The following is a 23295-nucleotide window of genomic DNA, read 5'->3' on the forward strand; positions in this document are numbered from 1 at the left end:
GTTCGGGAGAATGAGGACGTGCTACCACCGATCGATCTGGTGATCATGCAAGCCGCCGGCTCGGCTCAGGCTCACCCCAAGCCTTCGTGGACTGAACCGCTGCTGATCGCCGGCATGGCGGTGATCGGTGTGGGGTTCGTCGCGACCGATCGTGTCGAGGACCGGCGGGCGCAGCGCCGCATCTACTGGGCGGCGTGGACGCTGGCCGGCGTGTTGTTCGCGGTGGCGCTGGCCTTTCGCGGCTGGGCTGTCATGGTCGCGGCGTTCGCCCTGGCAGTGTTCGCCGCCCTCGTGTATGCCTATTTCCTCACCGGATACCTCAAAATCGGCCGGCGCATTGTCGCGTTTTCCAACCGCAACACCCGCCCCGACCCGCCGCGCGATGGCAGTACTGCCCAGCCACCGCGGATCCGCGATCGCGACGCGTACCCCGGCGATATTCCGGCATCGAGGGTGTGGTGGGTGATTGCCCTGCTGATGGCCGGCCTGGCCGTGGGGGTTGTGCTTGGCGGTTGGACAGCCTGGCAGCCGTTCGCGTTTGCCGCTTTCCTGGTCGTACTGGGGGCGATCTGCGGTATCGACGACGCGACTCGCCGGCTGCCGGTGGTGCGGGGCCAGTACGTGCAGGGGTTCATCGCGATGGTGTGCTCGATCCCGGCGTTCGGGCTGCCTGCGCTCGCCTACGGACTGGGGTATCTGATCGGCCGGCGCCGCCCGATGGGCCGCGGACGCCACGACGCGGCGGCCCGCCACTACTGCGACCTCGATGGGCGCCGCCGCGATAGTGAAGCAACCAACCGTGACGACCGCTAACCGCCACCGCCGCAAGGTATTTGGGCGGGCGGCGGCAACCGCGTCGGCTGCCGTTCTGATCGGGGGCTGCGCGGCCAGCGTTCCGGGAACGCCCCGGGCCGGCCAGACGGCGTCGCCGACCAGCTCGGCCACCAGTGCGCCGCCACACTCCTCGCTGAACGCGATTCTTCCGGATGCCGATGAGCTCAAGCGCCTGCTCGGGTATCGCCCGCCCGACTACGCACCGCCGCCGGTCGGCGGCGTCGAGCAACTGGGCTTGCAGGATCAGTTGGGCGAGTGGACCGAGCGGCAATGCCTGGGCGTCGTGTTGCCGGCGCTGAAATCGGTGTACACCGGCGCGCCGGTGCGCGGCGTCGTCGGTGTATGGCAGGGCGACATGCAGTACGGGGCGGTGCAGCTTGCCTCAAGCGCCGACGCGCAAGCCTTGTTCGGCAGATTCGCCGACCAATGGCAGCAGTGCCGCGGCAAAACCGTGGAGCACCACGTAGGCGGCGACACCATCACCGACGAGATCACGGACGTGGACGCCACCGACACCTTGCTGACTGCCGACGTCACCACCACCTCGCCGCCGAACCCGCCGGTGCCGGAGCAGCGGGCCCTGGCACTGGCCGGCAGCTGCGTCATCGACGTCGGTGTGACGGGTGATCAAAGGGCAGGCAATTACCTGGCCGGAGAGAAACTGGGTGTGAGCATTGCCAAATTGATGCAGTCCAAAGCGCCCAACGCGAAATGCTAAGCACAGCCACGATTTTCGGGACCGACCAAGGGACGCCGTCCAGGTAGTCGTCTCCAACGCCACACATGCCAAGCTCGAGGAGCTCGCCCGCCGCTGCAAGGTGAGCTTGTCCACGCTGCTGCGCCCCGTACTCGACGGGTTCGTGGAGCGCGAGACACGCACCGGTTTCGCCACCACCGGGGCGACGGCTGAGTCCGACAACCGGACCTAAGTACACGTAATCGTACGTTAGTTCACTAAATCGCTGCGGGCAGGAGCGCCGCCGGGCTACGCTCTGCTGGCTCCCGGATCGGCGCCGGGCAGTTGAATACCGGCCATACGGATAACAGGAAAAATGCGCACAGCCATAGCCACTCGCGCATCGGCCACAAGGCCTTGCCGCAGCCTGACTCTGCCCCCAGCAGCATGAGCGGCCCCTTCGCCACTGTGACGGAATTCGGTAAGAAGCGGCCGGTTCTAACCGCCGCAGCCGTCATCGGCGCGCTGTTATTGATCAGCGGGCTGGCTCATACCGACCACGCGGATTCGGTGTCCACCGCGTCGTCCACGTCCCGCACGACGGCCTACCCTTCCTCGACACCCGCGTGGACGATGCCGCCGGAGGCGGTCTCTGCATCGCCTCCCGCGCCGTTATCGGTCGCGTCCAGCCCCCCGGCACAGCCAGAGTTCGCGGTTGACGCCGGGTCCGCATCGGCGAAGCTCGCCGCGCTGCCCATCAAGGGACGCGCGCCGAAAACCGGGTATGAGCGCAGCCTGTTCGGGCAGCCGTGGAGCGACGACGTGACGGTGCCCGACGGGCATAACGGCTGCGACACACGCAACGACATCCTGCGGCGTGACCTTGTCGAGGTCGAACTCAAACCCGGATCGCACGGATGCACCGTGCTCACCGGGGTACTAAACGATCCCTACACCGGTACCACGGTCGAGTTCCACCGCGGGCAGGGCACGTCCTCGCAGGTGCAGATCGACCATGTGGTCGCGTTGTCGGATGCGTGGCAGAAGGGGGCGCAGCAGTGGGACGCCGACAAACGCCGCAACTTCGCCAACGACCCGGCCAACCTGCAAGCCACCACCGGGGCCATCAACGAGCAGAAGGGTGACGGCGACGCCGCAACGTGGTTGCCGCCCAACAAGTCCTACCGGTGCACCTATGTTTCCCGCATCGTCGATGTGAAGGCCACCTATGGGCTGTGGGTGACGCAGGCCGAGCACGATGCGATCGCCCGGATCCTCAGCAATTGCGGAGCACCCGCCGCCGCCCCGGCGCCGCTCCCCTTGGCGCCACCGCCGCCGGAAACCAGTTCCGAATACGTTCCGCCGCCTCCTGCCCCGCTGCCCGATGCCGGATCGTCGGTCTACTACCCGAATTGCAAAGCAGCCCGGGCTGCCGGCGCGACGCCGATCTACGCCGGGCAGCCCGGATACCGGCCCGGGTTAGACCGCGACGGCGACGGCGTTGCCTGCGAATAGGGATCGCCGGGCGGGCGAGTCGACAAGCGTGTACAACGGGGCGGTCAAGATGGTGAATCGGCTACCTGCGCCGGCCCCTCAGGCACAGGCGCTGGCGCGATCCCGCCCGGAAAATACGCGCGGGAGCGCGTCGGAAACCTGTGCAATCATGGCCAGACTGGCCCTGTCAAGCAAAGGTGGAGCACGTGGTCGTCGCCGTAATCGTCATCGTCGTAGTGCTGGCACTCCTCGTGGTATTGCTGGTGAGCCTGTACAACTCGCTCGTCCGTGCGCGCAACGGCTACAAGAATGCTTTCGCGCAGATCGACGTCCAGCTGACCCGCCGGCACGACCTGATCCCCAACCTGGTCGAAACCGTCAGGGCCTATCTGGCCCATGAGCGCGGCACCCTCGAAGCGGTCATCCAGGCGCGCAACTCCGCCATCAGCGCACAGGCCGCAGCCAGCGCCAGCCCCGGCGACCCGCGCGCAATGGGACAGTTGGCGGCCACCGAAGGTGCCCTGACCGGGGCGCTGGGAAGGCTGTTTGCGCTCAGCGAGGCGTACCCGGACCTCAAGGCCAACCAGAACATGATGCAGCTCTCCGAGGAGCTGACCTCCACCGAGAACCGCGTTGCTTTTGCCCGCCAGGCCTACAACGACGCGGTGATGTCCTACAACAACAAGCGCGAAGTATTCCCGGCCGCAATGGTTGCGGGAATGTTCGGCTTCACCCCTGCGGCCCCGCTGGAGGCGGCGGGCCCGGAGGCGCGTGAAGTGCCGCGTATTCAGTTCTGACCTAGGTCATGGATTTCTTCGAGCGCCAGCGCCAGGTACGTGCGGCGTCGAAAAGGCTCGTGTTCCTTTTCGTTTTGGCGGTACTCGGCATCACCGCGATGGTGAACGTCGCCGTCATCGGCGCAACAACGTTGCGCGAACCGGCCACACCGGCGCAGTTGATCGCGGAATCGGTGCTCGTCAGCGGCGCGGTGCTGCTGATGATCGCCGCGGTGTCGACCGTCAAGACGCTGATGCTGCGCCAGGGCGGCGGTGTCAAGGTCGCCGAGAGTCTCGGCGCGATCCGGGTACCGGATATGCCGACAGACCCGCGGCTCAAGCGGTACCGCAACGTCGTCGAAGAGATCGCCATCGCATCGAGCACCCCGGTGCCGGTGCTGTACTACCTGCCCGACGAGAGCGGCATCAACGCGTTCGCAGCCGGGTACACCCCGGCCGACGCGGCCGTGTGCGTCACCGGCGGCTCCCTCGAGCGGCTCAACCGCGACGAACTGCAGGGCGTGATCGCCCACGAGTTCAGCCACATCGTCAATGGCGATATGCGGTTGAGCCTCAAGCTGATCGGCGTGCTGGCCGGGATCACGGCATTGTCGGTCATCGGCCGGATGCTGTGGTACTCGGGTGGTGGACGCGGTCGCGACCGCGGCAACAGCCTGCCGTTGTGGGCCCTGGGGCTGGTTGTTTTGGCGGCGGGCTGGATCGGGGTCTTCTTCGGGCGGTTGATCAAGGCAGCGGTCTCCCGGCAGCGGGAGTATCTCGCGGATGCGTCGGCCGTGCAATTTACCCGGCAGACGAGCGGGCTGGCCGGCGCACTGAAGAAGATCGGCGGCCTCGAGGCGGGCTCTCGGCTGCATACCCCCAAGGCCGAAAACGTCAGCCACATGCTCTTCGGCGAAGGCATGAAATTGTCTGCGCTGTATGCCACTCACCCGCCGCTGATCGATCGCATCCGGGCGCTCGAACCCGGTTTCACACCCACCAATCTCGAGGAGCTGCGGCACCGCTGGTCCTATCAGCCGCCGGACGGTTTGGCCGAAGATTCCCGGTTGGGTTTTGCCGAAGCTCGAGGGCCACACGTCGCCCCGCGCCGCTTCGATCCACGCGAATACACCGCGGCTGTTGGCAATCCGAGTGTCGCTTCGTATCAGGCCGGGGTGCGGATGCGCGAAGCGATCCCGCCTGAGGTGGCCCGTCGTGCCCACGATCCCGCCGCCGCGGTACCGCTGATCTATGGTCTCGTTTTCGACCGCAAGCAGAACATCCGGCAAATCCAGCACGGAATCGTCGCCCGGTGTCACGGCCCGCAAATCGCAGATGAGGCGTGGCGGTGCGGCGCGGAGCTCGCGCGCCTCGACCCGAGTTTGCGTTTGCCCGTAGCATCTATCGCATTTCCCGCGCTGCGTGCCCTGCCCGAGCCGCCAAAGCGGCTGATGATGTCGGTTCTCGGCCAGCTGATCAACGCCGACGGTCAGATCGAGGTGTTCGAATATTGCCTTGGCACACTCGTTTTCGTCGGCCTGAACGAGACACTGACCTCGGCGGCGCCGTGGAAAAGCCGACGCCAGACCCTTACCAGCGCCCAAAATGCCATCTGCTGCCTTCTTGCGGTGCTGGCGCAAGCGGGTAACAGTGATCCCCGGCAAGCGGCTGCGGCATTCCAGGCGGGCATCCGCGTGGCCTACCCGCAGGCGCGGATCCCGTTCCTGCCAGTCGATGGCGTATTGGCGCTCGAGCAGGTGTGGCCGGTGATCGACGGGCTGGAGGGCACCGACAAGGCCACTGTTGTCGCGGCTGTGATGACCACGGTAACCGCCGACAGAGTTGTCACCGTCGAAGAGTCGGAGCTGGCCCGAACCGTGTGCGCTGTGCTGCACTGTCCCGTGCCACCTGCGCTCTAAAAGCCAAAGCCCGTCCGGGATCACTGCAGGTGGTGTCAGTGCGGGTGGGAGTCGAATCCCCAATCACCCGACCGCTCAAACGTTTCCGCTGCCGGGCACTTTCGGGCCATCAAATTCCACCCCGCTCCGATTAGCTGGACGGTTCGCGAAATCAAGAGCAGCAGAAGGGATTCCGATATCGCCGCGCGAGACATTTTGTGCAGATACCCCTCAGCGCACCCCCTTACGCTAGACGGATGGATTCGACCACTGGAGATGATCAGGCACGGTTTCGAATTTTCTTATCCGGCAATCGAGTAGGAGGTCAATACTGTCGACCGGCAGTGGGTGCCCATCGGATGGCCCCGCGGTTTTCGGCCGGTGCGTTGCGAACAGGCTGCAATGGTATGCGAATTCATGTGGCAAGCGCTCAACTCGGCGCACATGCCCCCGCAAGGACGGATAGCGAGGTGACTTACGTTGCCCCGTCAGCGATTTGCCAGGAATTCGGGGCCACATGGTAGCGGGCGGCGCAGGCTGGGAGATGCCGGCGCGGCTGTATTCATCGCAAATCCTCAGCGAGTTGTGGCCGCAAACCGATCCCGATACCTGGTCGGAGCTGGCACAGCACCTCCGTGACCAATCCCGGCAGCTGGAAAACGAGGCGGCTGAGATCCGGTCCTCCCGCGACGATCTCCCCCCGCACGGCGCAGTTCAGGGGACCGCCGCTGACGCCGCGTGCAGGCGACAAGCGCAGATCATGTTGGACCAATCCGTGCAGTATCGGAGCATGGCTGACACGGCCGACGAAGTGGCGCACCTGATTTCGCACACATGCGCACGGCTCGATGACATCGATCGGGCAGCGAATGAGCAAATTGAGTTGCTGTACGCGGCCAACGCCGGTTGCGGTCTGCGCGCTTTGGGCGCAAGCATTCTCATGGACCTCATCACCGGGATTGTTGCTCGCGCTCGCGCCCGCGCAAATACTGTGGCCAGCTGCACGGCAGCGAAAATCATGCGCCACGCGCAACGCATCGCCACCATGCAGGACGGCATGTGAAAGTCGGCTCCGTGCCAAGGTGATTAAGACGGGTGGCGCAAACTCACCAAGGTGCCGTGGCTTCCGGCCGGTGCAGGCCGACACCGGTTGCGGCCTGCGCGCTTTGGGCGGAAAAGGCTGAACCGTGCGACTGCCGTCGAGGGGCGGTGGGCACGGCGCTGACACGGATCAGCCTCTCGCCAGTCTACGCATTCGACGAGGGCCTTTCCCCATTTCGCCGACCAGACAGTCGTGAAGTGGTTTGAATCGGCCCGATGCGTCGGCGCGCCGGCTCCGGCACCGACCCGTGTTCAGGTTTCAGGTCCATCGTCAACGAAATCGCCTATGTTTTCCCAGAATTCGCGGCGCGACAGGCGCATGGCCCGGTTGCCTGCCTCGAAGAGGTCGTTGAGTTTCTTCTCCAGTGCGAGGTTGGTCAGCCTCGTGCCGACCGAGTCGTCGATGAACAGGCTCAGCAGCCGCCCGTCCTCGCCGAGGGTGAATCGCACCAGGCCGTCGGGGTCTTCGACCTCTGTTCGCAGCGCTGCCAGCCGCGCGATCATGTCGTCGAGTTTTCCCAGTGTGGCGGAGAGCTCGGCCTCGCAGAATTTGACTTTGTCGCTGTCATCGAGGTCGTCGAACCCGAAATCGCTTGTCATTCCTCGTCCCTGGGCCGCGCTGTGGTGATGCGGCGGACGATGGGGGCCGGCCCGCGCGGGGCCTGATCGTCGCCCGGCGGATCGGGCGGCTTGGGTGAGGTCGTCGACACCGCGATGCGGTCGGGGCTCATCTTGCCGGTCACCGACTCGGTATGCGGGGTGGGGGGCACCACAAGCGTCTTCGGCCGTGTCGGCCCGTCTTTGGCGCCGGTGCCACGCCCGCCGGGCATCATGCCGCCCAGTGGCATGCCCATCGGCACGACCCCTGACGCCGCGCCCGCCGGCTGCGCCGGGTCGGGCGGTCCGCCCGGCGGGACGGTCGGCGGGGTGGGCGACCCGCCGGTCGACGGCATGACCGGTAAAAGCGGCGACGTCGGCCCACCCGCCGCCGGGGTCGTGTCAGCTCCGCCGGTGTCGCCCTCCCCGGCCTCGCCGGGCACGTCACCGACCGGCTGTCCCTTCCCGGGGTCACCTGAGCCGTCGTGCGGCTTCGGCGAGCTCAACCCCGACAACCCCTGGGTGGCCGCGCTGGCCGCCTGCGAACCGGCCTGCATGAGCGCCGCCGGAACCCGGCCGACCGTCGCCAGCGCGCCGCCCACCAGCCCGCCCGCAGCACCGAGCACCGAAGGAAGCATGCCCGGCAGTTGACCCGCGAGCTCGCCCGCCGCTTCCGGCGGCACGGCCGCGCCCGGCGCATCGGCGCCGGCAAGGTCAGGGTCTGCTCCGGCCGGATCACTGCCCGCATCGCCGGCGGACCCATCCGCTGGGTCGGCATCGCCGGCGGTGGTGGCATCGGTGGCCATGTGATAGGCGCCGTAGCCCTGCGCCGCCCGCGCATCCAGCTCGGCCTTGCGGGCGTTCAACTCCGCCAACCGGACCGCGTAGGCGCCCCCGGACTGGGCGTTGGCCACCCCCAGCACCCGCAACTGGTTGTTGACGGCGGTAAATGTCTGCGGCGTGGGGATGTCGGAGCGGGCCTGCACCGCCTGCTCGACGTGGCGGTTGGCTTGTTCGACCAGCGTGTTGGCCCGGGCCGCCGACGTGTCCAGCGCAGCGGCATAGCGCATCAGGTGGGCCCGCACGACCGGTGTCGATATCGGGCTGTCCCAGGTGGCCGGCAGGTGGGCGGCGATCGTGCGCACCACCCCGGCGGCCTCCTCGGCGGCGGCCGCGACCCGCGCCCATGTGGTGATGAACGGCTCGCCCACATTCGGATCCCCGGAGTGCACCGCGGCCGCGATCGCCTCCCCCGGCAGCGTCGGCGGCGGCCCCAGCGGCGGGCGGACATCCGGCGGGGGCGGCACCGAGGGCGGCGCCCAGCCCGTGACCTGCGGTGTGCCGCCGAGCGGGTTGAGGGAGGAGATTTTCGCCGCGTTGGCTTCGTCGGTGGCGGCGAATCCCGTTGCCACGGTTTGGAGTTGCTCGGCGGTGGCGGCCAGGCCGGCCGCTTGCTGCGCGAGCGCGGCCGCCAGTGTCGAGCCCGCGGCCGACAACCGGGCGGCGCCACCGACGGAGGCGGGGTCGGCGCCCAGCGGCGGATGCACCGGGTCACCGCCGGCGAGGTCGGCCAGGGCCGCGGTGATCCGCTGCGCGGCCGACACCAGCCCCGACGGATCGACTTTCATTGCTTTACAACCGCCTCAATCGTTCCCGTGCTGCGGCCAGGTCTTGCTCGGTGGGCATGTCCTCGAAGCTTTCCGGCGAGAGGTTGGCGCGCTCCCACTCGGATCGCACCGCCACTTGCCCTTGAAGGTATGCGACGTCGGCGCAGGCCATGATCCGCTCGGCGATCTGATGGCCGGGTCGGCGCATCACCACGGGCTCGAGCTGAACCCCCAGCACATGCCCGCGCACGGCGACCCGCACGAACACCGATCCGTCCGGGGTGGAGGCGGTGAACGACTGCTCGCTGAGCGGAACGGTGGGGTCGGTGCTCAAAACCGCAGCCGCTCGGCGTTGATCTCATCCGCGGTGGCGTAGTTGGTGGCCTCCCGGCGGAGCGCCGCCGCCGCGGCACGGTGGGTTTCGCCGTGCTCGAGCAGCGCTTGCTCGCGTTGCGCCAGCAGATCGGACACCGCGGCCTTGACCTGGTGCATGATCGCCCCGTAGGTGCTGACCGCGGCGTGGATGACCTCGCCGGCCAGCCGGGCCTGGGTGATCATCTCGGCGACGTCGTCGTGCTGGTCGGCGACCTCCCGCAGCACCTGGGGGCTGATCTGGATCGGCTCGCTCATCACATCTCTCCTCCGGATTTAGGGCAATTGTGCACGCAGGCGCGGTTTGCGTCAGCGCAATAGTTAGCCGGTCGGGGCGGGCGCCGGTTGTTGTGCGGGCGGTAGGGGCGTACCCGGTGGTGGCTGTGCGGTGCTCTGCTGTGCGGTCGGATCGACCCAGCCCAGAAAGTCCGGGCTGGAGGCCACCGACGACAGCGGCACGACCTGGCCGTCCTGTAGTGCTTTCACCGAGCTCAACGCCACCACGTAGTGGTCTTTGAACATGCCGATCAGCCCGCACGACAGCTGCGAGGGATTGACCGGATTGGTCACCGGGGTGCCCGGCGGGGGCAGTTCGATGCCGGCCTGCCGGTAGGCGGCATCCACCGGGTTGCCGGCCAGGTAGGCCTTGACGGCCTGGGCCAGCGTCGGGGTCCGCGCATTGGCCGTCGAACCGTCGGGCAACGCCACGGTCGTGTGCGCAGGTGCCGGCACCGGCGCGGCCTCCGGGACGCCGTCGCCGGGGTTGCCGCCGGGCTGCGGTGCACCGGGAGGCTGCGACGGCGGGTCGGTGTCGGGTTTGTGTTGGTGCTGTTCGTCTTTCGTGGCGTGGTCTGGCTCGTCGTTGTTCTTGTCGGCGGGCTTGTCCGTGCTGTCCTGGGGTTCGTCGTGGCGGGCGGAATCGCCCAGCGGGCCGCCCAGGCCGGCCAGCGATGCGGGCAGACCCGCCATACCGGGCAGCGAATCCAGTGGGGCCGAACCCAATCCGCTCATCGCGGGAACCGCCCCCATTGCCGCCGGCAGCGCCGACGCCAGCGTCCCCAACGGGTCGGCGCCCACCGGCACGCCGGAGCCGCCGAGTCCCGGATCTGATAGTGCGGGATCGGGCAGCTGCTCCCCCGGCCAGGACCCGGCGTCGTCCACCGGTGCAGCCGCGGCGGGCTCGAGCGGTGCCGGGCCGGATTGTTGCGAGGGCTGAGCCGGCCCCGCCGCGGCCGGGTTGTCGGGGGCCATTGCGTACAGGCCGGCAAGTGCCGCAATCGTTTTGGACTGATCGTCGGCCGCCAGTGACCCGGACTGCACCACGTCGGCGATCGCAGCGACCTGGCCACGCAGGAACTTCAGGAACGCTTGCTCCCCGGGCGGGCTGTCCAGCGATAGCGACGGATTGTTGATCGCCTCGATGATCTTTTGCTGAATCGCGTTGAGTTTTTGCTGTCCGTCGGTGGTGGTGGCGTGCGCATTCAGCAAGGCCTCGGACAGTTTTTCTTCGGCCTCGCTGAGCTGGCTGTAGCGGTTCTGCAGTTCCCCGTGCAGCTTTTTCACCGCGTCGGCTGCGCGCCCGGATTGCTGCTCATCGGTCGGCAAGGCTTGCCCGCCGGGCGGTTTCGGCGAGCGAGAGCTCTCGGCGTTGTTGAATTGCTGTTCGCTGATCGGCTGCCCGTCGGAGCGGAAGTATTGTTTGGTGCCGGTCGCCGGGTCGAACGTGTAATAGTCGCCCGCAGCGTTTTTCGGTGTCAGGATCCCGGTTTTCGGGTCGGTGTAAAAGCCATGGTCGCTGGTTGGCATGCCGCCGGTGAGCGGGGCGACCTGGTTGCCGTGGGCGTCGAGCGGGGCGTAGCTGCCCTGCGAGGTCGGCCGGTAGCCTGCTGGCTTGATTGCGGGACCCGCTGTGCCGTCGAAGTTTTGCCGCGATACCGTGCCGTCGACGTTTTGGATCCAGTTCGTGTGGTTGACCGAATCGTGGTAGACGATCGTGCCGTTGCTCGGCAGCGGGGTGCCGTCACCGAAGACCAGGCTGCGCTGCTGGCCGACGTTGGTGTCGGTGTTGTAGTGGATGTTGGGATCGCCGTAGGCCGTGCGTGCCTTGTCGAGCACGTGATTCCAGTAGGTGTCATCGCGGCTGATGTATTTGGAGTTGTCGGAGGGCAATGCCCACCCCGGTTGTGACCAGCCCTCCGTGCCGTGGCGGCGGTCCCAGACGTCCCAGTGGGTGAGTTCGTCGAATGTGCGCGCCTTGCCCGTCATCGTGCCCGCGCTGCGTCAGAACCGGCCCAGGCCCAGGTTGTGTTCGAGATCGGGGGGCGGCGCAAACGCCGGCGGGTCCGCGGGCGCAGTATCGCCGCCGAAAACCTTCTGTGCCCGCGAGAGAACGTTGAGCACTTCGCTTGCCTGCCGTTGCAGCGCGCTGTCCACAATCGCAGCCCCTTCCTGGGATCGGATTCGAGCCTAACGCCGCCCGAATAGCGGTTTTTGCACGATTTTTCGGCGGCTCACCGAAGCGGCACCGGGCGGAGCGCCACATACGAGGACGGCATCGGCGCCACGCGCACCACATCACCGGATTGGGGGGCGTGCACCACCTCGGTGGGTGATATCGCCAGCTGCACATGGCCCGGTCCGCGCCCGTCGAACGAGTATTTCGGGAAGATCAGGTCCCCTGCGCGGATCTGGCCCGGCGGCACCGGAATCCCTTGGCGGAACTGCGTGTAGGTGTCCGGGCCGAGCTGCACACCGGCTTGGCGCCACGCCCATTCGGTCAATCCGGAGCAGTCAAATCGGTTGGGGCCCTTCGCTCCCCACACATACGGGGCCCCTTGGCGGCTCAGCGCTGCGTGTGCCGCCATCCCGCCGGGCCCGGCCGGCAGTGCCGCGGCGCGCTGGTGCGCATAGCCCCGACTGGTGAGAGTGGTGGGCGGACGGTGTGTCGGCCGGCTAAGGGCAGGCAAGCCGGGTAGGCCCGGCGGCGAGAGCGAAAATCCCCTGCCGTGCGCTGTCGACACGCCGCTGTGGCCCGGGTAGGTCATGGTGCGCAGCAGCGCCGCCAACCGGGCATCGCGGGCCCGGTAGGCGGCCACCACCTTGTGCTGCTGGGCCACCCGGGCCCGCAACGCCACCAACAACGCCCGCTGCCCGGCCGGGGTATTGGCCAGCGGTGCCAACCCCGCTGCATCGCCGGCTGCCGCATCCACCACCGCCCCCGACGCCGACCGCCCACCACGATCGGCACCCGCCGCCTCCCCCAGGCGCGCACCCAGACCCTCATCGGCACCGGCCCAGCGATCCAACGCCTGCCCCGACCCCGCCGCGAACACCCCATACTCGCCGGCCAGCCGCCCCGAGGATCCCGCCATCCGCACCCGCCCCGAACCCACCACGTCTCCCGCGTCGGCCAGCCGTGCACCGGAGCCTGACGCCGCCGAGGCCCCCGATGACGGCGGATCACCAAACAACGCATGCGCGCGCCCCAACACCCGGCCCACCCGCGCCACCACCACACCCACCGACACCCACCCAGTATCAGGGCAGCCGGAACGCTGCTTGACCGCAGATTTCGGCGCCAACGCCGGTTAGTAGCCGTGTGGTGGGCGCCCTGGGTCGGTCTGCTGCACCTTGGCCTGAAGATCCGAGGCGTCCGGGCTAACGCCGTAGTGGGTCAGCATGCGGTTCATGGATGCGGCGATGTTGGCCACCTGGTCATAGATGTTGGTCGACGTGCCCGACTGATGATTTTCGGCGAACGCCCCGGGGGTCATCTGGGTCCAGCCGCGCGAACACCCCAGCCTGGCACCGTCGGCGACAACCGGGCCGCGATTATTGATGTCGTCTGTGTTGACCGCGTTCGGGTCGAACCCCGATTCGCGTCGCATCAAGGTCAGATAGCCCCGCATCCAATTGCGCCGTGCCGCGGGCTCGTTGACTCCACGCACATCCAGCGCCGCACCGATCGCGCCTTTTGCGGCGCGTGGACCTCGTTGGGCCGCAGTCTTATCGAACCGCACGTCACGGAGGTCGATGGCGGATACGTTCGACACTGGGGCGCGGCCGTGGTGCGCGGTGAGCATGGTGTGCGGGTGGCCCGGATGAGTCAGTCCCGCCAGGCCACCCGATGACGGTAGGAATCCGCGAGCGGTGCCGCCGGGCGGTGTCGGCGCACCCACTTGGGCGGGGTAGGTCATGGTGCGCAGCAGCGCCGCCAACCGGGCATCGCGGGCCCGGTAGGCGGCCACCACCTTGTGCTGCTGGGCCACCCGGGCCCGCAACGCCACCAACAACGCCCGCTGCCCGGCCGGGGTATTGGCCAGCGGTGCCAACCCCGCTGCATCGCCGGCTGCCGCATCCACCACCGCCCCCGACGCCGACCGCCCACCACGATCGGCACCCGCCGCCTCCCCCAGGCGCGCACCCAGACCCTCATCGGCACCGGCCCAGCGATCCAACGCCTGCCCCGACCCCGCCGCGAACACCCCATACTCGCCGGCCAGCCGCCCCGAGGATCCCGCCATCCGCACCCGCCCCGAACCCACCACGTCTCCCGCGTCGGCCAGCCGTGCACCGGAGCCTGACGCCGCCGAGGCCCCCGATGACGGCGGATCACCAAACAACGCATGCGCGCGCCCCAACACCCGGCCCACCCGCGCCACCACCACACCCACCGACACCCACCCAGTATCAAGGTGCTGCAAGGCCGTTCGGGCCGCTAAATTTCGCCGGCGCCGGCTGTGTGACGGCTATTGCCCGTAGCCCAGGCTGCGGATCTGGCTCGCGGTGCGCACCGCCTCCTGCCGGTGCTGGGCCAGGAGTTGCTGCATGCGGGCCACCCGGTCGCGTAAGGCCTTCAGGCCGGTGATTTCGCTGGCCGGCAGCCCGGCCCAGGCATCGAGCCGCGGGCCCACCTCGGCGGCCTCGGCGCGCAGCGCGCTGGCCTGCGATCGCGCCTCGGCATGAGTTTGGCCCGCCCGCGCCACCTGCTCGGCGAGGTGCGCGTCGGTGTCGGCGGCGTGTTCGAGGCGCTGGGTGGCGGACGTCGCCAGGTCTCGATGTGCGGTGATGGCGGCACCGGATAATTCCGCGCTGCGCGCGGCGAGCCCACGGCTGGCCTCGGCGGCTGCATCCAGCTGCGCGGTGGTCGCCGCCTCGGCCGGAGTGGTGAACAGCGACTCGGCGCGCGCGAGCACCTCCACCACACGGGCCCTCACCAGCGCCACCGACATAGCTGCATTATCCGCCACGGTGCAGGCGCCGATGATCACTGATCGGCCCGCGGATCACCACAGCTCGTCGTTGGTCCGCCACCGCGATGTCCTTACTTGAGAGCGGCTGAGTAGTGATCACGGCCGCGGCCACCACGGTCGCCGTGTTCTGTTCATCAGCGCTGGTGTGCGCGGATGTAGTCGATGGCCTCGGGCGGAAGTAGCGCCGATGGCAGCACGCTCAGCACCTTCTTCTGTTTGGTGTTGCGTGTTTTGAGCACAACGGCGTCGCCTCGAGGTATGACCGCGGCGATATTGCTGTAGGGCCAAAAGGTGGGCTCTCCCGTTGGACCCACGGTCAATCCGTGCTCGTTGAGACCGCTGACCCACATCGCGCCGTCACCCATCTTGGCGTGGAGCACGAAATAGGCCATGCCGTAGACCATCGCCAGCACGGTGAGCAATGTGATGACACCAATGAGCACCAAATAGATTTTGCCCATCACGATCCCCGCCGCGGCGGCTGCCACGGGCATCACGGCGTACAGCAGGATCGTCGTGGAGAGGATCGTTTGGAGTGCCAGTACCCGGGCGAAATGGTGAGCGTCACCTTTGCGCGCGGTCCAGCGATGCTGTACCGGCGGCACTGCAGCGGGAGGCTGGTCAGCCTGTGTCATCGGCTCTCCTAAAGGGCAGCGGACCGCATCGGCAGCCGCAGAGTACTTGGGCCACAAGCAGTTTCTAATCGAGGCCGTCGGGCGGTTCGATGTTTTCCTCTGCGACGATGGCGGGAGGCTGCTCTATCGGCGGCGTCCAGTTGCCCGCCATGACGCGGCCGTACCTGGCATCGAACGGCTCGTGGAAATCGGGGCTTCTGCGAGTGACATACCAGCGCCGAGCGCCGGTCAGCACGACCGTTGCGAGACCGCCCACGATGAAGAGGATCAGCCCGGCTTGCCACCAAGTCATTTTCTCACTGTAAAGCGTGTTGAACCGCTCGCAGGGCAGGAAAAGTTGGGCCCCTGCGGATATGAGTGCCGCGTCGAGCCGTCGTCGGCGCCTCACCCGAGTTCGTCGATCAGCGCCTCGATCCGGTGCGCGGTGGCGGGATCGAGTGCTTGGTCCGCCTCGACGGCCTCGACGAATTCGGTTGTCATACCCAGCGCGGCGGCAATGTCGGCCAGCGTCAGGTTGGCCGCGCGGCGCGCGGCATACAGCCGCTGCCCGAGCGTGGCGCCCGGGGCGCTCGCGGCGCGCCGCATCAACTCGTCATAGCGGCTGCGTACCACACCGAGCGCTTTGACCACCGGCGTCGACCCGCCGCTGTGGCGCACCGCCCGCGCGGTGATCCCTTCCAGCCGTCGCAGATCCGCCAACACGATTGCGATGCGTCGCGGCCAGGCGGCATCCGCCGGGGGCGGCAGTTCCTCGATCGCGTCATCGACGCGGGCCAGCGCCAATTCGACAGCGTCGGCCACCACGGACGCGTCAGCGCCGTCGCCCCCCGGGGTGGGCGGCTCCCCCACCTCGGCGCCTGCCCGGATCCGCGCTATAGTTCCGGCCGGCCACTGCAAAAGTTCCTCGAGGGTGTGCCGGGTGCGCTCCCGCGGCCAGGCACGCCCCTTCTCGAACGCGATCAGGGCCGCGGCCGTGATCACCTTGCGTCGGGCGAGCTCACGCTGCGAGATGCCCAATTCATTGCGGCGAGCAGCCACGGCGGCTCCCGCCCGGGCTATCCCGGGGTCGACCGCGCCCTCGCCCACCGCGTCAGTGTAGCCAGCAACGCCGCGCCTACAGCTTCGTTCAAGGCGGTGTCTGGTGCGCCGGCGGGCGCAATAGCAACGTAAGTGCCGCAGTCGGCGGAATTTATCGCTAACTATTGCGGTGCTAAAGAATGGTGCTATTGTTTGGTGCGTTGGTAGCACCGGCTCAGTGGGAGGAGCGGCACGTGGCAGTGACACTGGATGCGCCCCGGGGGCTGACCAGCCCGCCATGCTTGTCCGATCCCGACCGGTGGGCCGCCGGCGGAGACGACCCCGAACTCAAGGCGCTGTGCCGGGCCTGCCCGAGGCGCTGGCTGTGCGCCAGAGAGGCCCTGAAGACACCGGGCGCTCAGGGCATGTGGTCGGCGGTGCACATCCCCAAAGCCGGCCGCGGGCGCACTTTCGCGCTGCGACAGCTGCGCTCCCTGGCCGCCCACGGCGGATACCAACTCGACGACAGCGCCTAGCCCCGCCCGGCGTGGCTTACCCGAATTGGCAGCCGATGACGGCGCCACCGCTGGGCGCTCACCCCGCGCCCAACCATTCACCATGCCCAGCGCACAGGCGTTTAGTCACTGATAGCGGTTGTGCTGAGGCCCGGGACGTCAGGCCCGGGCGCGGCCGGACGAGCGCGGCGTCCGGGCTTCGCGCTTGTGCGCCGCCGAGCACTCATCCGCCATCGCCCTGGAGCATGACCCAACGATGCCGCACAAGTTCACGCCCCGGTCCGGCGCTCACCCCGCGGTGGCGCAGCGAACCATCCCGTGTATCAGCCGAATTGACCGTCCACGGTGTTCCGGGCCGCCGACCACGATTGCGGGCACGGCTGCACCATGCACCACCACCACGTGCGCGCGGTGGTGCGTCCGGTTCCGAAGGCTGCGCTTTGCCGGCATCGGTTGACGACCAACCGGACGCGATTCGGTGCGGCAGGCGGCCGGCAGCGCGTTGCCGGCGCACCAAAACCCCAGCATTGGTACGGAATTTGGCCCCGGGTGAGCATGACGTCACCGGCGGTTCTGCGCCGGCATGGCGTTTCGGGCGCGAAGACCGCCCGCGATGCTCTGCGGCGTGTCATCAACGAAAAGTGCTGCCGCTAAGGCATGCTCCCCCACAGGGTGACGGATATCCGTCCCCGGCCGGACATGACGGATATCCGTCTGATGGCACGCAGCGCCACGAAAGGAGGTCCACCACAACAGCCCACCGGAGCGGCTGCATACCGAAACCCACTCCAGAGGTTCATCTGACAACGCGGCGTTAGCGCCCTTAAGAACGGCAAAACCCTCGGCCATTGACCGAGGGTCCACCGTGTCGAGTTGCAGCTCGACGACAGGTGCTTTCGCGGACACCCCCCACGCCTGAAGGGAATCGCATGAAAGGCAGATTCCACGGTAGCGCACGCCCTGCACCGGGTCTAGTCACCACACACCGTGAATCCACGCCCACCACGATCATCCACCCCTACCGGGGCTCGAGCCGGCACACCCGGCGCCGCGGTACCGCCCACACCGCACCGGTGTGGATCCGGCGAATCAGCGCGAGCTGTGCCGATCGGGTTCCGGCGATCACGCTCGACACCGAGGCGCCCTGGGCGGCGATCCCGTGCTGGAGCGGCGGCGCTGACGAGTGGGCGCGCACCACCGTCACGCATGCCTATCTGCAGCACTACGACACGCTCGTGCGGCCCCAGATGCCGGGTAACCCCATCAGTCTGGAAACGCTGGTCAAAGTCGCGGCGGCGCGCGCACGATTCGCCGATCATCGCACCGGGCGGCAATGCCGGCCCACCAATGCCACATTGGCCGAAATCACCGGGGTTTCGGTCCGCACCGTTCAGCGAGCCTCCACGGCGCTGCGGCTGCTTGGCGTGGCCACGGAGGTGCTGCGGGGTCGTCAGCGGACGCGGGCGGAGCGCTACGCCAGCTGGCGGGTCGGTGATAGCGGGCGCGGCTGGGCGTCGGTGTGGGCGTTGCACGACTTGCGATTTCGGGTGCTGTCACCCCATCCCGGAGGGTCATCAGTTAAGAAAAAACCCTCTCGTAAAACAAAAATCACTACCGCACCCCGGCGCCCCGGCGCCGGTCGGGGCGCCGCCAAGCGGCGCCCTAACCCAGACGGCCCTGGCCTCGCCCTGGCAAACCGATGGGTCAACGACCAGCAAAGCCCGCCCTGGGCCCGGCGGTACCACACGGGCCGACCGTGGGCCCGGATCCTGGCTGGTCCGGCACGGCACGGCTGGTCGCCGCGGGACATCAATCAGCTGATCACGGACTGGATCGGTACCGGGCACTGGATGCCCGATAGCCCTCACAAGCCGATCGGCCTGTTGGGTGCGATCTTGGCCTGGCACGACAACCTCGATGAACGTCCGGCGGCGGCCGATGTGGCCCGCGAGCTGGCGGAATTGGCAGCGGCGCGTGCTCGCGTCGCCGAGCAGATCGCCCGGCGCGAGCAAGCCGAGCGAGCGCGTGAAGCGGGCCGCGAGGCGCTCAACGGGCCGGGGCATGCCGCCGCCCGCGAGGCGCTCGCCCAGATCGCACAGCGAGCCAAAAGGCGCCGATCCGGCGGTTGTGGACGGGAGCACACGCCGTGACCGCGGCGGACGAGACGGCTGCTGGTTCACTGCCGGGGCCGTCGTGGCGCGATGAGCCCGCGTGCCGGCGCGACCCCGATCGCTGGTTCGACAAGCGCAACCGACGCTACGCACTCGAACAGTGCCTGTATTGCCCGTGGCGAAGTTGGTGTGCCGGCCAGGCCCTCGCCGACAAACGCAATTGGGGCATGTGGGCCGGGATCTGGATCGACGTCGGCAAGCACCGCGCGGTGGCGGATCGCCTGCGCGCGATCGCCAATCCCGGCACCGACCCGCGCCATGCAGGTGATGCAGCGCACTCCCCCACTCCCCCACTCCTGGGGGTCAGTTCGCTGGAGATCGCCCCGCCGGTATCGGTGGCCGCCCTGGTCGAAATGCGTTGCGCCGGGCACTGCGAAGTCATGGCATCGCGCTGCCGCTACACCCACGACCGGATCCGTTCCCGGATAACGGATTGCGAGTGGCGGCAGGCAGGCGATGCGTCGCTGGCCTACGCGGTGTGCGTCGAATGCGACGCAGAGCTGGCCGGACTGGACCGCGCGCAGGCACGGCGACTGGGCTATCTGGTCGATTCGGGGTCCGATGCGGCCGACGTCCCGTTCTTTTGGCGGCAGACGCACTGGAGGCTGCTGAAGCCCAACGGCACCCTCGCGAAGACCGCGGCGGCGGCTTGATGCAGTTCGGCCCGACACAGCCAACGATGGGACTCGACGGCCCGTCAACGCGGAGAAGTTGTGCGGCCCAGCTCGGCGAATTGGTTACGCAACTTGTCGATTCGTGCCAGCAGGTGATGCACCGCATGCGGTCGCGGACCCTGCAGTGCGATGACAGCCGGCGCCGTGCGCAATTCAGCGGCCGCCAGGCCGAGAATCACCATGGTGGCCGGCGTCAGCTCGCCGTCGCGAGCGTCGACCGCCAGCTCGTCGAGCCACTCCCGGCCCTCCCCCTCCAGTTCGTAGCGGTCGGCGGCGGCGGTCAGGCTGCTGATCGCCTCGCTCAGCTCCGCCCGGTTGTGATCTATCCACGCATGCTCGGCGGCGGCGCGCTCCTGGCCGTCGCGATTCGCATGTCGCGCTGCGCGCGTGATCTTCTCGTCGGGGCGGTCGTAGCGCAGCAGCGCCTCGAGCCGGTCGATGCGGTCCAGGACTCCCTGCTTGCCGACGCCGATCTGAGCGCCGAGCTGGGCAAGGGGCAGGCCCCGCGCGCGGCCCGCCTTCAGCAGTTGCAATTCGCGCCGCCGGTCCTCCCACCAAAGCCAGGTGAGCAGGATCAGCGCATCGCACACCTCGGCCTGCAGTACCCATGTCGGGATCTGCGGTCCGCTGTAAGTGCGCAGGTAGTCCAGGATTTCGCGGGGATCGGAATCGGGCGCGTCGGGAAGCATTTCCCGGTGCGGGTCGTCGATTTTCGTGCGCCGGCCGGCGATCCTGGCGATCGTTCGCTCGACCTCGCAGCGATGGATCCTGGGTCGCGTTGCCACGCCGTCAGTATTTCACTGACGGATAGAAACCTCCGTCAATTGCGCCGGAATGCGTTGGGCGCCGCCACAAATGGGGCTCTCAGGGCGGCCGGCATCGGCTTGGTGGGCGCATAGAACGTGCCTGAATGCCCTTGCCGCTCCCCTTCTTTCGTCACGTGACGCATTGTTTGCGCTGGTGACGCCCTGCCGCACCGCTCTGAAGTTACCATGGGTGACATCCGTAGAGCCATACCGACCACCGGTTCGGTGCGGGTTTACGGGGTTGCGCGGCAGACGATTGCGTCGCGTGCTCTCACCGCAATTTCGGCGCGGGTCCGGGGCCAGACAGTGACCATTGCAACAGCGCCTATGGACTACAGTGCCGATGCGCGACCACTCGCTGCAATGGCCTACCCTGCATGCGAGCACATTCCGGCCACCGCCGCTAACGCAACAGAGTGGCCGACTCCGGTGTGTACTTGGGTCGCAACCGATCCCAGCATGGCATGCGCGGCTACGTACTGTGTGGCGAGGATTACGGAGCCGACGGTGGCGGCCGCGATGGTGGTTGTTACGTGGGCCCAAAGTCGACACGCTGTAACTGCCATCGCACGCGATTGGGTTGTCGGGAAAATGGTGCCGCCAATCGGGCTGGCAGCATGCGTGCAAGTGCGGCGCAACGCCGACAAGCGGATGTCCAATGCAGTTTGCTCTGTCATGATGGTGCAGGTCTGCTCCATGGTTGCATACCTGGCATCGGCCGCCATTGCAGCCATGGTATCGGATCAGGTATTCGATCAGGTATCGGACCAGGTGTGTATCGCAGTGATGGCTAAGGCGTTGGATGCCATTGAGTCCGAGGTCATACCGCAGATTAACGCCGCCGGGCGGGACGGGGTGGACACCTCCACAACCGGCGAAACGCGGTGCGCAGCTGCCTTCACAGCCGGCTACCACGCACCGGGGAGCACTCGGCACGGAGCCCGTAATGCCACTTTGCGGGAGGTGTGGAGCCGTACGTAGGGGAGTAGCCAGGCCGCGCCAGACCCAGGAATGGGTGCGCGAACCTGCGTCGCCATTGCGTGTCTCAGTTTGGTGAACGTTGCGGCAACAGTGTGTCGCCGAATTGCGCACCGCGCGTGGCCCGCTACGCTGGGGTGGCCATGAACGACTATGTAGCAGAACGCCATACGGCGTATTGCCTGCCATGGCTTAGTCCGTTCTCATTCCAGCTGGTGGAGGGCCTAGTATGTCGGACAGCATAGCCGCATGGGCCCCCACCGAGCCCGCTATCGATTGGTCGCGTCTCGGCCATGTTTATGTGGTGGGCAATGGAAAGGGCGGAGTGGGCAAGACGACGACGAGTGCTCACCTGGGGGCGCTCGTGGCGTCGGACGGCGTGCGCACACTGATCATCGACCTCAACGGGCAGGGCAACATCGCCCGGCTCCTGGGATTTGCCAACACAGACGACGACGACAAGGGCCGCAACCTGTTCAGCGCGGTGACGGCCGGCGCCCCGCTGACCCCGGTGCGCAACGTACGCCCGAATCTCGATGTCGTTCCCGGCGGCCAGTATGTGCGCAGGATCGGCTCGGTACTGTCTGCCGAGATGGGCAGCCGAGAGGACGCAAGAAGGGTCTTGCTGTCGCTGGCCGATTGCCTTCAGGCGGTCGCCAGTCAGTACCAGCTGATCATCGTCGACTCTCCGCCGGAGAACCCGTTGTTGCTGCAAATCGCGCTATGCGCAGCTCGATTCGTCATCGTACCGATGCGAACTGACGGGACGTCGCGCGATGGATTGCGTGAACTGGCAATCGACATCCGTGCGATGCGCGAACACAATCCGTATCTGATGCTGCTCGCGGTGTTCGTGTTCGCCTCTGGTACAGGAGCGAGGAATATCCGGCGTGAGCTAGGCGAGGCCGTCTCGCAAGACCTCGGCCGTAACAGCGATCTCATGTTGAAGAGCTTCATCAGACAGTCCGAAGCTGTCGCGAAAGACATCGTCAAGTACGGCCGGCTTGCGCATGAGTTGGAGCAGGAAATCCAGAACAATCCCAGGCACTGGGAGCTGCGTCGCGGCACCGCAAGCACCGCCACTGTTGTCAGCAGCACATCGCGCCCTGTGGCCGAGGATTTCGCGAAATTGGCGACCGAAATCTTCACGCGTGCCGGAAAACGACGGGCCGAAATGATTGAGCGAGGAGACTGGCCGTGACCAATCTGAAGCAACAAGACGTGCCGGCCGAGGACCTTTCGGACCTCGGCGCACCCGCCCCGCGAGGCGCCGGTCTGGCGGGACTTCTGAGCGGGCCACCGCCCGCGACGGAGCGCACCGACGCGCCGGCCGCCAACCGGGTGCCGGTCAACAGCATGGAAACCGCGCCGCCGCCGGCGCCCCCCGAGTCGGCGCGCGCGGAGGAATCTGCCCCGCGCCGGGGCCGCAAACCGGGCCGGCCCCGTACCCGGATGCGGCCGACATCTGCCGTCTACGTCAGTCCCGGCGTCAAACAGCGGTTCGAGGCCTACCGCCACAAGCAGAAGGCCACCAACCTTCAGGTGGTGCTGGAAGCGATCAGCAGCAAGCACGACCAGCTGGCCGAGATCATCCGCGACGCCACTTTCAACACCGCCCCGGTCAATCCACTTTTTCCGGCGGACCCTGCGGCGGTGCGCTACGTCGGCGGCGGCAGCGTGCAAATCGGCTTTTCGCCGACCCCCGAGCAAGAGGAAGTGATCGACCGGATCGGACGTGAGTTGGGTTTCGACACCCGGTCCACCTGGATAGCGCCGGTCCTCAACGCATTCCTGCCCGGCCGCAAGGACTCGCACCCGCAGCGTCCGTAGCGGCGGGCGAACCGCCGCTCGCGCACAGGCGACCGGCCGGGGGAGAGGCGCGCAATCAGCAC

25 protein-coding genes and 1 pseudogene are annotated in these 23295 nt (G+C 67.6%); 13 read left to right on the plus strand and 13 right to left on the minus strand.

Annotated elements, in window-relative coordinates; all coding sequences use genetic code 11:
• Nucleotides 1-18: 18 nt before the first annotated feature.
• From G6N47_RS26120 to G6N47_RS26145, 7 genes and pseudogenes are all read left to right on the plus strand, one after another.
• Nucleotides 19-813 (plus strand): hypothetical protein, encoded by a 795-nt coding sequence (locus G6N47_RS26120; RefSeq protein ID WP_139799757.1) that lies wholly within the window; start codon nt 19-21, stop codon nt 811-813.
• A complete protein-coding gene (locus G6N47_RS26125) occupies nt 800-1552 on the plus strand; it encodes a sensor domain-containing protein (RefSeq protein WP_163659882.1) in 753 nt (250 codons plus the stop codon). Before G6N47_RS26120 ends, G6N47_RS26125 begins: the two co-directional genes overlap by 14 nt.
• 34 nt (nt 1553-1586) lie before the next feature.
• Nucleotides 1587-1763, plus strand: a pseudogene (locus G6N47_RS29930) (hypothetical protein); the annotation flags it as partial.
• Between the two features lie 194 nt (nt 1764-1957).
• Nucleotides 1958-3025 carry a GmrSD restriction endonuclease domain-containing protein gene (locus G6N47_RS26130; protein ID WP_083134638.1) on the plus strand — a complete coding sequence of 356 codons (1068 nt, stop codon included), beginning with the start codon at nt 1958-1960 and terminating at the stop codon, nt 3023-3025.
• 185 nt (nt 3026-3210) lie between these two features.
• Nucleotides 3211-3801, plus strand: a complete 591-nt coding sequence (locus G6N47_RS26135; RefSeq protein WP_083134649.1) for a LemA family protein — start codon at nt 3211-3213, stop codon at nt 3799-3801.
• Nucleotides 3802-3809: 8 nt separating this feature from the next.
• On the plus strand, nt 3810-5699 hold the full coding sequence (locus G6N47_RS26140; protein ID WP_083134639.1) for a M48 family metallopeptidase: 1890 nt from the start codon (nt 3810-3812) through the stop codon (nt 5697-5699).
• A gap of 523 nt (nt 5700-6222) precedes the next feature.
• Nucleotides 6223-6741 (plus strand): hypothetical protein, encoded by a 519-nt coding sequence (locus G6N47_RS26145; protein WP_139799758.1) that lies wholly within the window; start codon nt 6223-6225, stop codon nt 6739-6741.
• Between the two features lie 290 nt (nt 6742-7031).
• Here G6N47_RS26145 and G6N47_RS26150 read toward each other — a convergent pair whose 3' ends face one another.
• The 12 genes from G6N47_RS26150 to G6N47_RS26205 form a co-directional block, all read right to left on the minus strand.
• Entirely contained in the window at nt 7032-7379 is a 348-nt protein-coding gene (locus G6N47_RS26150) for a YbaB/EbfC family nucleoid-associated protein (RefSeq protein WP_083134641.1), read from the minus strand.
• Nucleotides 7376-9004: a PPE domain-containing protein gene (locus tag G6N47_RS26155; protein WP_083134642.1), complete on the minus strand. Its 1629-nt coding sequence runs from the start codon at nt 9002-9004 to the stop codon at nt 7376-7378. Before G6N47_RS26155 ends, G6N47_RS26150 begins: the two co-directional genes overlap by 4 nt.
• Before the next feature lie 4 nt (nt 9005-9008).
• Nucleotides 9009-9317, minus strand: a complete 309-nt coding sequence (locus tag G6N47_RS26160; RefSeq protein WP_083134643.1) for a DUF2694 family protein — start codon at nt 9315-9317, stop codon at nt 9009-9011.
• Nucleotides 9314-9613, minus strand: a complete 300-nt coding sequence (locus G6N47_RS26165) for a type VII secretion target (RefSeq protein ID WP_083134644.1) — start codon at nt 9611-9613, stop codon at nt 9314-9316. Before G6N47_RS26165 ends, G6N47_RS26160 begins: the two co-directional genes overlap by 4 nt.
• Nucleotides 9614-9676: 63 nt before the next feature.
• A complete protein-coding gene (locus G6N47_RS26170) occupies nt 9677-11620 on the minus strand; it encodes a DUF4226 domain-containing protein (protein ID WP_083134645.1) in 1944 nt (647 codons plus the stop codon).
• Nucleotides 11621-11635: 15 nt separating this feature from the next.
• Nucleotides 11636-11788, minus strand: a complete 153-nt coding sequence (locus G6N47_RS26175; RefSeq protein WP_163659884.1) for a hypothetical protein — start codon at nt 11786-11788, stop codon at nt 11636-11638.
• Nucleotides 11789-11865: 77 nt separating this feature from the next.
• On the minus strand, nt 11866-12882 hold the full coding sequence (locus G6N47_RS29245) for a C40 family peptidase (protein ID WP_232080421.1): 1017 nt from the start codon (nt 12880-12882) through the stop codon (nt 11866-11868).
• 60 nt (nt 12883-12942) lie between these two features.
• A complete protein-coding gene (locus G6N47_RS26185; protein WP_163659886.1) occupies nt 12943-14034 on the minus strand; it encodes a lysozyme family protein in 1092 nt (363 codons plus the stop codon).
• A gap of 69 nt (nt 14035-14103) precedes the next feature.
• Complete coding sequence (locus G6N47_RS26190; RefSeq protein WP_139799568.1) at nt 14104-14571, minus strand: hypothetical protein; 468 nt, start codon at nt 14569-14571, stop codon at nt 14104-14106.
• Between the two features lie 170 nt (nt 14572-14741).
• Nucleotides 14742-15242 (minus strand): hypothetical protein, encoded by a 501-nt coding sequence (locus G6N47_RS26195; protein WP_139799569.1) that lies wholly within the window; start codon nt 15240-15242, stop codon nt 14742-14744.
• A gap of 64 nt (nt 15243-15306) precedes the next feature.
• A complete protein-coding gene (locus G6N47_RS26200) occupies nt 15307-15534 on the minus strand; it encodes a hypothetical protein (protein ID WP_083132654.1) in 228 nt (75 codons plus the stop codon).
• 92 nt (nt 15535-15626) lie between these two features.
• On the minus strand, nt 15627-16328 hold the full coding sequence (locus G6N47_RS26205; RefSeq protein ID WP_083132655.1) for a helix-turn-helix domain-containing protein: 702 nt from the start codon (nt 16326-16328) through the stop codon (nt 15627-15629).
• Nucleotides 16329-16513: 185 nt separating this feature from the next.
• On the opposite strand from G6N47_RS26205, the gene G6N47_RS26210 reads away from it, so the two are divergent.
• The 3 genes from G6N47_RS26210 to G6N47_RS26220 all read left to right on the plus strand — a co-directional run bounded on the left by G6N47_RS26210 (nt 16514) and on the right by G6N47_RS26220 (nt 19598).
• A complete protein-coding gene (locus G6N47_RS26210; protein ID WP_083132798.1) occupies nt 16514-16795 on the plus strand; it encodes a WhiB family transcriptional regulator in 282 nt (93 codons plus the stop codon).
• Between the two features lie 908 nt (nt 16796-17703).
• Entirely contained in the window at nt 17704-18924 is a 1221-nt protein-coding gene (locus G6N47_RS26215; protein WP_083132657.1) for a helix-turn-helix domain-containing protein, read from the plus strand.
• Nucleotides 18921-19598, plus strand: a complete 678-nt coding sequence (locus tag G6N47_RS26220) for a WhiB family transcriptional regulator (protein ID WP_163659890.1) — start codon at nt 18921-18923, stop codon at nt 19596-19598. The genes G6N47_RS26215 and G6N47_RS26220 overlap by 4 nt, the downstream gene beginning before the upstream one ends.
• 44 nt (nt 19599-19642) lie before the next feature.
• Here G6N47_RS26220 and G6N47_RS26225 read toward each other — a convergent pair whose 3' ends face one another.
• The gene (locus G6N47_RS26225; protein WP_083132659.1) at nt 19643-20404 is read right to left on the minus strand and encodes a hypothetical protein; all 762 of its coding nucleotides are present in this window, start codon (nt 20402-20404) and stop codon (nt 19643-19645) included.
• 528 nt (nt 20405-20932) lie between these two features.
• On the opposite strand from G6N47_RS26225, the gene G6N47_RS29935 reads away from it, so the two are divergent.
• The 3 genes from G6N47_RS29935 to G6N47_RS26235 all read left to right on the plus strand — a co-directional run bounded on the left by G6N47_RS29935 (nt 20933) and on the right by G6N47_RS26235 (nt 23233).
• On the plus strand, nt 20933-21406 hold the full coding sequence (locus tag G6N47_RS29935; RefSeq protein WP_232080422.1) for a hypothetical protein: 474 nt from the start codon (nt 20933-20935) through the stop codon (nt 21404-21406).
• Between the two features lie 226 nt (nt 21407-21632).
• Nucleotides 21633-22604, plus strand: a complete 972-nt coding sequence (locus tag G6N47_RS26230) for a ParA family protein (protein ID WP_083132661.1) — start codon at nt 21633-21635, stop codon at nt 22602-22604.
• The gene (locus tag G6N47_RS26235; RefSeq protein ID WP_083132662.1) at nt 22601-23233 is read left to right on the plus strand and encodes a hypothetical protein; all 633 of its coding nucleotides are present in this window, start codon (nt 22601-22603) and stop codon (nt 23231-23233) included. The genes G6N47_RS26230 and G6N47_RS26235 overlap by 4 nt, the downstream gene beginning before the upstream one ends.
• Nucleotides 23234-23295: the final 62 nt, after the last annotated feature.

The organism is Mycobacterium branderi, assembly GCF_010728725.1.
GTDB lineage: Bacteria > Actinomycetota > Actinomycetes > Mycobacteriales > Mycobacteriaceae > Mycobacterium > Mycobacterium branderi.